The sequence below is a fragment of the Mesorhizobium sp. M2A.F.Ca.ET.039.01.1.1 genome (assembly GCF_003998035.1).
Lineage (GTDB): Bacteria > Pseudomonadota > Alphaproteobacteria > Rhizobiales > Rhizobiaceae > Mesorhizobium.
The window spans coordinates 1-7,023 of sequence record NZ_RZRY01000324.1 but is presented as its reverse complement, the minus strand read 5'-3'; the positions used below and the strand labels follow the sequence as shown (position 1 = coordinate 7,023).

Sequence of the window (7,023 nt, the reverse complement as noted above, 5' to 3'; positions counted from 1 at the left end):
GTGCATGAGCTGCGCGAGCTGCACAACCGCATCCACGCCACGACCGTCTATGTCACGCACGATCAGATGGAAGCGATGTCGATGGCCGACAAGATAGCGGTGATGAACCACGGCGTCATCGAGCAGTTCGGCACGCCGCGCGAGATCTACGACCGGCCGGCGTCCATGTTCGTCGCCGATTTCATCGGCTCGCCGCCGATGAATTTCCTGAAATTCGGCGGCGGGCTCGCCAAGGGCGCGAAGGAGATCGTCGTTCAGGGCGCCAAGGTGGCGGTGCCGGAAGTGCGCGAGGACATCGCGCCCGCCGACATGGCGCTCGGCATCCGGCCCGAGCACATCCGCTTCGACGACGGCTCGAAGCTGCGCGGCGCGATCTATGGCACCGAATATCTCGGCACCACGCAGATCGTCGCTGTCGAGACGGCCGACGGCATCATCAAGGCGCGGGTGCCGGCCGGCATCCATCTCAGCCCCGGCGAGCAAGTCGGGCTGAAGCTGAGCAGCGCGCGGCTGTCGCTGTTCGAGAAGGGTTCCGGACGCGCGGTCAGGACCGCCATGCATGATCAGGCAGCGGAGGCGCGCCATGGCTGATGTCCGTATCCAGGGCGTGACCAAGAGTTTTGGCGACACCGTCGCGACCGACGATCTCGACCTTACGATCAAGGACGGCGAGTTCGTCGTGCTGCTCGGGCCGACCGGCGCCGGCAAGACGACGACGCTGAGGCTGATTGCCGGCCTGGAGCGGCCGGATAGCGGCACGATCCATATCGGCGGCCATGACGCCACGACCCTGTCGCCGGCCGAACGCGACACCGCTTTCGTCTTCCAGCAATATTCGCTCTATCCGCATCTGTCGGTGTTCGACAATCTCGCCTTCCCGCTGCGCTCGCCGGCGCGGCGCTTTCCGGAGGAGGCGGTGCGCCGCCGCGTCGAAGAGGTGGCGCGCATGGTGCGCATCGACCACAAGCTCGACAACCGCTCGACGAAGCTGTCGGGCGGCGAGATGCAGCGCGTCGCCATCGGCCGCGCCCTGGTGCGCAAGCCGGCGATCTACCTGATGGACGAGCCGCTGTCCTCGCTCGACGCCAAGCTGCGCGCCGATCTCCGGCTCGAGTTGAAGCGCATCCAGTCCGAGCTCGGCGCCACCATGCTCTATGTCACGCATGACCAGATCGAGGCGATGACCATGGCCGACCGCATCGGCATCCTCGCCGACGGCGTCCTGGTGCAGATCGGCACGCCGCGCGCGATCTATTCCGAGCCGGCAAACCTTCATGTCGCGGCCCGCCTCGGTCAGCCGGCGATCAACCTTCTGCCGGCCGGGCTCCTGCCCGACGGGGGCGCGCCGACCGGAACGAAAACGATCGGCGCCCGCACCGAGCATCTCGCGATCGAGAAGGCAACGAACGGCCATGCCGACGGCGTCGTCGACTGGGTCGAGCATCTCGGCGACCAAAACCACCTGCATGTGACGGTGGGGGCGAAGAAGCTGGTGACGCTGACCGATCCAGACACGTCTTTAGCCAAGGGGGACAAGGTGACGATCCGCTACATCGCGCCGCTCTATTTCGGCTCGGACGGGCAGAGATTGATGTAGCGGGGGACTGATGTAGCCGCGACGCCCCATATTTTCGCATACCGATTGACGGCCGCAGATACGGACTGGACGAAATCCATGAAGCACTTTTTCAACCGCAAGGACACGATCGTCACCGAAGCGCTCGACGGCTTCCTCGCCACGGCGGGATCGGGCGCGCTGGCCCGCCTCGACGGCTACCCCGAGATCAAGGTCGTGCTGCGCGCCGACTGGGACAAGACCAAGGTGGCCGTGGTCTCCGGCGGCGGCGCTGGGCATGAACCCTCGCATGCCGGCTTCGTCGGCGCCGGCATGCTGACGGCGGCGGTCTCCGGCGAGATCTTCGCCTCGCCGAGCGTCGAGGCGGTGCTGGCGGCGATCCGCGCCACGACCGGCCCCGCCGGCTGCCTGCTGATCGTGAAAAACTATACCGGCGACCGACTCAATTTCGGACTGGCGGCGGAGAAGGCGCGTGCCGAAGGTCTCGCGGTCGAGATGGTGATCGTCGCCGACGACATCGCCTTACCGGACATCGCGCAGCCGCGCGGCGTTGCCGGCACGCTGTTCGTGCACAAGATCGCCGGGCACCTGTCGGAATCCGGCCATGACTTGGCATCGGTTGCCGCGGCGGCGCGTGCGGCGGCCAAGGACATCGTTTCGCTCGGCATCTCGCTTTCCTCCTGCTCGATCCCCGGGCAGGCGCATGAGGAGCGCTTCGGCACGAATGATGGCGAACTCGGACTCGGCATCCATGGCGAGCCCGGCGTCGAGCGCATCGCCTTGGAGGCCGCCAGCAAGCTGGTCGCCATCATGGCGGAGCGCCTCGCCGCGCGGCTCGATCCGCACAGCCGCTATGCGCTTTTGATCAACAATCTCGGATCGGTGCCGCCGCTCGAAATGTCGCTGATTGCGAATGCCGTGCTGTCTTCGTCGCTGGAAAAGGCGGTGGCGCTGACGATCGGACCCGGGCACCTGATGACCGCGCTCAACATGAACGGCTTCTCGCTGTCGCTGATCAGACTGGATGCGGAACGCGAGAAAGCGCTGCTGGCGCCCGTCGGCCCGCATGCCTGGCTGCCGGCAAAGCCGGTTCGCGCGCCGGTCGTCGTGGCGATGGCAAGACCCGCTGCCGGTGCGACCGCAAAGCCCGCCAGCCGCGATGCGGCCGCCGAGCGGCTGATCAGAGCCATTTGCCAGAGGCTGATCGCGCTCGAAGAGCCGCTCAACGCGCTCGACGCCAAAGCGGGCGACGGCGACACCGGCTCGACCGTGGCGACAGGGGCGCGCAGCATCCTCGAGCGCATCGATGCGCTGCCGCTTGCCGACAGGGCCGCAACCGCTGCCGCGATCGGCGATACGCTCGGCACCTCGATGGGCGGTTCCAGCGGCGTGCTGTTGTCGATCTTCTTCACCGCGGCCTCGCAATCGATCGGCGCCGGCGCCCCGCTCACCAAGGCCTTGCTCGCCGGGCTCGACCGGATGACCTTCTACGGCGGCGCCAGGGTCGGCGACCGGACCATGGTCGACGCGCTCGAGCCGGCGCTGAAAGCCCTTGACGCGAGCGGGCTGGAAGCGGCCGCCAAGGCGGCCAGGCAGGGCGCCGAGGCGACCGCCGCGATGCAGAAGGCAAAAGCGGGCCGCTCCGCCTATATCGGCAGGCAACTCGACATCGCCGATCCTGGCGCCTTCGCGGTTGCCGAGGTTTTCGCTGCCGTGGCGGCGCTGTTCGCCCCGGCATGAAGGACGGACAATGGCCGCAGCCGATTTCTCCAGACTGATCGCGGCGGCGGCCGATACGATCGCGGCGCATGCCGAGGAGTTGACCGCGCTCGACCAGGCGATCGGCGACGGCGACCACGGGCTGAACATGAAGCGCGGCTTCGAGGCGGTGCGCGCGGAGGCGGACGTCTTTTCAGCGAAGCCGCTGCCCGAAGCGCTGAAAGCGGTCGGCACCAAGCTGGTGATGACGGTCGGCGGCGCCTCCGGCCCTCTGTTCGGCACGTTCTTCATGGCGCTCGGCAAGGACCTGCCGGCGGCACCCGATAGAGGCGGGCTGACGGCGGCGTTCGGCAGGGCGATCGACGCGGTGGCCGCGCGCGGTAAATCGCAGGTTGGCCAAAAAACCATGCTCGACGTGCTGCAGCCGGTGTATGAGGCGCTGGCGCAGGGCAAGACGGCCGGCGAGATCGCCGACGCAGCCGACAAGGCGGCGGAGGCCACCGTGCCGATGAAGGCCCTGCGCGGGCGCGCTTCCTTCCTGGGAGAACGCTCGATCGGGCATATGGACGCCGGAGCGCGCTCGACCGCGCTTCTGGTGCGCGCGGTCGCGGAAGCGATAGAGGGCAATTGATGAGCAATGTCGGGATCGTCATCGTGTCGCATTCGCCCCTCGTCGCCGAGGGGACGGCCGACATGGTGCGCCAGATGGTGGGCGACGAAGTGCCGCTTGCATGGTGTGGCGGAAACGGCCATGGCGGGCTCGGCACCAGCGTCGAGGCGATCATGGGCGCGATCGACAAGGCCTGGTCGGAAGCGGGCGTCGCCATCTTGGTGGATCTCGGCGGCGCCGAGACCAACTCGGAGATGGCGGTCGAGATGATCGGCGAGCCGCGCTCGCACAAGATCGTCGTCTGCAACGCGCCGATCGTCGAAGGCGCGGTGATGGCCGCGACCGAATCCTCCGGCGGCGCCTCGCTCAAGGAAGTGGTGGCGACGGCGCATGAACTGTCGCCGTCGTGAACGAACAGGAACCGACTGAATGTCCGCATCCGCCGAAGCAACGGTCCTGATCACCCACGCGGTGGGCCTGCATGCGCGCCCTTCGGTGAAGTTTACCAAGCTCGCCAAGACGTTCGCGGCCGAGGTGGAGGTGGCGGTGGCAGCCAACGGCCCCTGGTTCGACGCCAAGAGCATCGTCAAGGTGATGGCGGCGAAGGCGCCGAAAGGGACCATGCTGCATATCCGCGCCAAGGGCGACGGCGCGACCCAGGCGGTGAAAGCGCTGGTCGATCTGGTGCAGCGCGATTTCGACGAGGATGCGGATCATGCCCGGTCCGCTTGAAACGGATCCGCATGTCCGTGGGAAACCGGGTCATGCGGATTGAGGGTATCCCCGCCTCTCCCGGTTATGCCGAAGGTCCGCTGTTCGACCTCGACCAGCCTCCGGTCAGCTACAAGGCCAAGGCGAGCGCCGGGGAAGAACAAGCCGCACTGGTGAGCGCGACCGGCAAGGCCGTCGGTCGGCTGGCGGTTCTGGTCGAAACCGCCGATGGCGAAGCCGCCGGCATCCTCGAATTCCACATCGCCATGCTGGAGGACGATGCCTTGAGCGGTCCGGCCCTGGCGGCGATCGGCTCCGGGCAGCCGGCGGACGCCGCCTGGCGCGCGGCGCTCGACCGTGAGATCGCCGGCTACGAAGCGTCGGACCAGGACTATTTCCGCGCTCGCGCCGCCGATCTGCGCGACATCCGCGACCAGGTGCTGCGGGCGCTGAGCGAGGATGGCGAGGCGGCGGCGCCTCCGGGCGCGATCCTCCATGGCGAGGACATCGCGCCGACGCGCTTCCTCGAAACCGATTGGAGCAAGGGCGGCGGCATCGCGCTCAAGCGCGGCAGCACGGCCAGCCATGTCGCCATGCTGGCGCGCTCGCGCGGCGTGCCGATGGTCGTCGGTCTCGGCGCCTTGGCCGCACCGCCCGCGGGCGACGCGCTGCTCGATGCCGAACACGGCGCGATCATTTTCTCACCATTGCCGGCCGAGGTCGAAACCTTCCGCCAATCGGCCTCCTCCTTCGCCGACCGCCAGGGCGCGGCGCGGACATTCCTGACGGCGCCGGCGGTGACCAAGGCCGGCACCGCGGTGCGCGTGCAGGTCAACATCGCCTACCCTTCGGATGTGGAAGGCATCGATATCGAGACCTGCGACGGCGTCGGCCTGATGCGAACGGAATTCCTGTTCGGCAAGACACTGCCGGACGAGGAGACGCAATACCACGCCTACCGCAAGGTGCTGGAATGGGCCGGCGGCAAGCCGGTGACCATCCGCACCGTGGACGCCGGCGGCGACAAGCCGGTGCCGGGTTTCACCGTCGAGGAGACCAATCCGTTTCTCGGCCTGCGCGGCATCAGGCTGTCACTCAAGCGGCTCGACATCTTCTGCGTGCAGATCCGGGCATTGCTGCGCGCCGCCATCCACGGCAATCTGAGGGTGATGTTCCCGATGATCGCCACGCCTGACGAATACAGCCAAGCTGCCGCGCTGTTCGCGCAGGAACAGGCCGCGCTTGTCGCGCAGGGCGTAGCGCACAAGCTGCCGCCGCTCGGCATCATGGTCGAGGTGCCGTCCGTGGCGCTGGCGCCGGAGGATTTCGCCGACGTTGCCTTCTTCTCGATCGGCTCCAACGACCTGACGCAATATGTGATGGCGGCCGCGCGGGACAACGCGGCGGTCGCGCATCTCAATTCCGTTCGCCAGCCGGCGGTGCTGCGGCTGATCGCGGCGCTTGCCGCGTTCGGGCTGGAGAAGGGAATTCCAGTCAGCCTCTGCGGCGATGCCGGTGGCGACCCTGCAACCATCCCGGCGCTGCTCGAGGCCGGTTTGCGCGACCTCTCGGTCGCCCCTGCTCAACTGGCGATGGCCAAGGCGGCCATCGCGGGGGTTGCGGTGTAGGCGCATGGCCAGGATGGAAAGAATACCGGAAGCAGGCTCGGAAGAGGCAATCCGCGCCTACAAGACGATCCTGTCGCAGGTCATCGACCAGCGCCCGTCCGGCATGCGCCAGCGCCTGGCCGACGCGCTCGGCAAGCACCGCAGCTTCGTCACGCAGATTTCCAGCCCCGCCTATACGATCCCGATCCCGTCAAAGCATCTGCCTTCCATCTTTTCCGTCTGCCATTTCAGCCAGGCCGAGCGCGACCAGTTCATGGCCGCCTATCACCAGGCGCATCCTGGCAAGGCGCCCGCGGCGTCCGGTCCGCGCAAGACGCGACACGTCTCGCTCATCGTGCCGGATTTCGGCGACGACAGGCAGAACGCGGCGCTCGACCGGGCGATCAACGACTTCATCCAGAAAATAACCAGCATCGCCGGCAAGGGCAGCGGCTGACCTTTGTTGCCGGGCTGTTTGGGAGGACGCCATGAAGAAATTTATGAACACCGTGGACACGGTGCTGACCGAAAGCCTCGATGGCTTTGCGGCGGCTCATGCCGATATCCTCGTGCTTGGCGACGACCACAAATTCATCCGCCGCAAGGAGCTAAAGCCCGGCAAGGTGGCGCTGATCTCGGGCGGCGGCTCCGGCCATGAGCCGCTGCATGGCGGCTTTGTCGGCCACGGCATGCTCGACGCCGCCTGCCCCGGCCAGGTCTTCACCTCGCCGACGCCCGACCAGATGCTCGCGGCCGTGCAGGCCGTCGACACCGGCGCCGGCTGCCTGTTCATCGTCAAG

At 67.4% G+C, this 7,023-nt stretch carries 9 protein-coding genes; all 9 read left to right on the top strand.

Features of this window, described 5'->3' with window-relative positions; all coding sequences use genetic code 11:
* Nucleotides 1-591 (top strand): ABC transporter ATP-binding protein (locus EOA24_RS22350; protein ID WP_133374571.1); only part of this gene is annotated, 591 nt, incomplete at its 5' end.
* Nucleotides 584-1,597, top strand: a complete 1,014-nt coding sequence (locus EOA24_RS22345; RefSeq protein WP_127410069.1) for an ABC transporter ATP-binding protein — start codon at nt 584-586, stop codon at nt 1,595-1,597. The genes EOA24_RS22350 and EOA24_RS22345, both read left to right, overlap by 8 nt.
* Nucleotides 1,598-1,675: 78 nt before the next feature.
* Nucleotides 1,676-3,316, top strand: coding sequence for a dihydroxyacetone kinase subunit DhaK (locus EOA24_RS22340; RefSeq protein ID WP_127258161.1), 1,641 nt, complete (start codon nt 1,676-1,678; stop codon nt 3,314-3,316).
* A gap of 10 nt (nt 3,317-3,326) precedes the next feature.
* Nucleotides 3,327-3,926, top strand: coding sequence for a dihydroxyacetone kinase subunit DhaL (gene dhaL / locus EOA24_RS22335; protein ID WP_127410068.1), 600 nt, complete (start codon nt 3,327-3,329; stop codon nt 3,924-3,926).
* A complete protein-coding gene (gene dhaM, locus EOA24_RS22330; protein ID WP_042645089.1) occupies nt 3,926-4,315 on the top strand; it encodes a dihydroxyacetone kinase phosphoryl donor subunit DhaM in 390 nt (129 codons plus the stop codon). Before dhaL ends, dhaM begins: the two co-directional genes overlap by 1 nt.
* A gap of 19 nt (nt 4,316-4,334) precedes the next feature.
* Nucleotides 4,335-4,637 carry an HPr family phosphocarrier protein gene (locus EOA24_RS22325; protein WP_127249377.1) on the top strand — a complete coding sequence of 101 codons (303 nt, stop codon included), beginning with the start codon at nt 4,335-4,337 and terminating at the stop codon, nt 4,635-4,637.
* 32 nt (nt 4,638-4,669) lie between these two features.
* Nucleotides 4,670-6,244 (top strand): phosphoenolpyruvate--protein phosphotransferase, encoded by a 1,575-nt coding sequence (gene ptsP / locus EOA24_RS22320; protein WP_127410067.1) that lies wholly within the window; start codon nt 4,670-4,672, stop codon nt 6,242-6,244.
* Nucleotides 6,245-6,248: 4 nt separating this feature from the next.
* Nucleotides 6,249-6,680, top strand: a complete 432-nt coding sequence (locus EOA24_RS22315) for a hypothetical protein (protein WP_189342179.1) — start codon at nt 6,249-6,251, stop codon at nt 6,678-6,680.
* A 31-nt stretch (nt 6,681-6,711) separates the two neighbouring features.
* Nucleotides 6,712-7,023: dihydroxyacetone kinase subunit DhaK (locus EOA24_RS22310; protein WP_189354121.1), on the top strand; the 312-nt coding region annotated here is incomplete at its 3' end.

Excerpts from the sequence above, each read along its gene's own strand:
- EOA24_RS22340 (WP_127258161.1), top strand. The coding sequence starts at position 1,676 with ATGAAGCACTTTTTCAACCGCAAGGACACGATCGTCACCGAAGCGCTC.
- EOA24_RS22315 (WP_189342179.1), top strand. The coding sequence starts at position 6,249 with ATGGCCAGGATGGAAAGAATACCGGAAGCAGGCTCGGAAGAGGCAATC.
- dhaM (WP_042645089.1), top strand. The coding sequence starts at position 3,926 with ATGAGCAATGTCGGGATCGTCATCGTGTCGCATTCGCCCCTCGTCGCC.
- EOA24_RS22345 (WP_127410069.1), top strand. The coding sequence starts at position 584 with ATGGCTGATGTCCGTATCCAGGGCGTGACCAAGAGTTTTGGCGACACC.
- ptsP (WP_127410067.1), top strand. The coding sequence starts at position 4,670 with ATGCGGATTGAGGGTATCCCCGCCTCTCCCGGTTATGCCGAAGGTCCG.
- EOA24_RS22325 (WP_127249377.1), top strand. The coding sequence starts at position 4,335 with ATGTCCGCATCCGCCGAAGCAACGGTCCTGATCACCCACGCGGTGGGC.
- dhaL (WP_127410068.1), top strand. The coding sequence starts at position 3,327 with ATGGCCGCAGCCGATTTCTCCAGACTGATCGCGGCGGCGGCCGATACG.